Origin of the sequence: Microbacterium sp. B19 (assembly GCF_000333395.1) — a bacterium.
GTDB lineage: Bacteria > Actinomycetota > Actinomycetes > Actinomycetales > Microbacteriaceae > Microbacterium.
The window spans coordinates 1-1,806 of sequence record NZ_BADA01000158.1 but is presented as its reverse complement, the minus strand read 5'-3'; the positions used below and the strand labels follow the sequence as shown (position 1 = coordinate 1,806).

The following is a 1,806-nucleotide window of genomic DNA, read 5'->3' as shown; positions in this document are numbered from 1 at the left end:
TAGCAGCGCATGAGGGCCAGTCCGATGCGGGAAAGTGCGCCGGGTCGGGTTACACCATCCACATCGGCGCGAAGTCCGGCTGGAACTTCTTCTTGAAGTTCCCCAACGACCGGAAACCGTACGCCCGTTCCAGCAGCACGCTGAGCTGACCGAGGAAGCGCTCCACGGCATCCGGTTCGGCATCCGATGCGTCGCGATGGAAGGCCAGCGGCGAACCCGACAGGCTCAGCACGGTGCGTCCGTCCGCCCGGAGCCGCTCGACGACGGCGCCGATCACGAACTCCATGACGCCGTTCATCGCGTCGTGGCGGCGGCGCATGACGTCGAGGGCGTATCCCTGGACCCCGGATGCCGCGTACACGGGGATCCAGCTCGTCACCGCCACGACCCGCCCCTGCGCGTCGCGCGCGATCATCAGGCGAACGGCGGGGTCCGTCATCTGCTCGATGCCGCCGAGGGTGAACTCCATCTCGGGAATGGTCTTGTCCGCGACCCACGCCTCCGAGATCTCGCGGATCTGCGCGCGATCACGGAACGACAGCGCTGCCCACGTGGTCCACTCCGCGCGCACGCCCTCTCGCGCCGCGCGGTGGGTCGCGGTGCGCACGTCCTGCCGCTTCTTGCCCGCGGGCGTCCACGTGGTGGGGTCGAGCCGGGCCTCCTCGGCGACCTGCGTGCTGCTCCAGCCGAGCCCGTCGAGCGTGGCGTTCTCGGCGTCGTCGACGCTGTAGAACACCGGCGTCCAGCCGCGTTCGCCGCAGAAGTCCACGAATGCCCGCGCGACGCTCGGATCGAAGCGGTCGCGCCCGAAGGCGCCACCCAGGGTGACCGCGATGCGTCCGCGGACGCGGTAGGCGATCGCCGCGTCGACGTCCGGCGCGAACCAGTAGGCGTTGCCGGTCCAGGTCGTCATGAACGACAGGGCACCGCCGCCGCCGCGCTCGAGGACGGCGCGTGCCCGCGCGCGGTCGCCGGAGTGCGCGGCCGATCCCGGGCTCAGGACGAATCGGATGGAGGCGATGACGCACACGGTCCAGAAGATCGCCGACGGAAGGTACCAGAGCGCCTGCGCCCACCCCGTCGTCGGAACGAAAGCGATCGACTCGGTGGGGAGGAGCGAGGGCGGGAGCAGCCTCAGCACGGTGGCGCGGAAGATCGCCGCGGGCCCCGGCTCGGGGCTGAAGTGGTGCGAGAACGCCATCGTCCCGACGAACGCGGTCACGAGCGCGCCGACGCCCGCGAAACCGACGGTCCCCAGGAACAGGGACCGCGCACCGGGCGCGGATCCGACCCGCGCGGCGCGCCGGAACACGAAGAGCGTCACGGCGACGGCGAGCGGGACGAGCGCGCTCACCGCCACCCCGACCAGGATCTGCCACACCGCGGACGCGGCATCCGCGTCCCGGGTGACGGCGAGCGTCGCGAGCGTGTCGGGCTCGGTCACGGCGAAGACGTACATCATCCCCACGAACACGAGCAGGTTCACCGCGATCGCGATGCCCAGCGCGCCGCGGCGCCCGCGCAGAATGCCCCAGGATGCCACGAGCAGCACCGCCAGCGGGAGGGCGGCGATCCAGCCGGCGTACGCCTGCATGGCCCCGTGGTCCATCCACCGGCGGGGCACGCCAGAAGTTCCGACCCGGCCACGCACACACGCCCGTCCACGACGGTGAGCGGGTCGTACGACAGCCAGCCGTACACCGACAGCAGGCCCGCGCCGCTCCCCCACACGGTCGCGATCATCGGAACGACGGCCGTCACCGCGGTGAGGGCCGCGAGCAGAACGCGCGTCTCGTGGTGGGGACT

Annotated in this window: 1 protein-coding gene; it reads right to left on the bottom strand. The window is 71.5% G+C overall.

Going from position 1 to position 1,806, the window contains the following annotated elements; genetic code table 11:
* Positions 1–49: 49 nt before the first annotated feature.
* Positions 50–1,594 carry a bifunctional lysylphosphatidylglycerol flippase/synthetase MprF gene (locus I5G_RS20985; RefSeq protein ID WP_051038665.1) on the bottom strand — a complete coding sequence of 515 codons (1,545 nt, stop codon included), beginning with the start codon at positions 1,592–1,594 and terminating at the stop codon, positions 50–52.
* Positions 1,595–1,806: the final 212 nt, after the last annotated feature.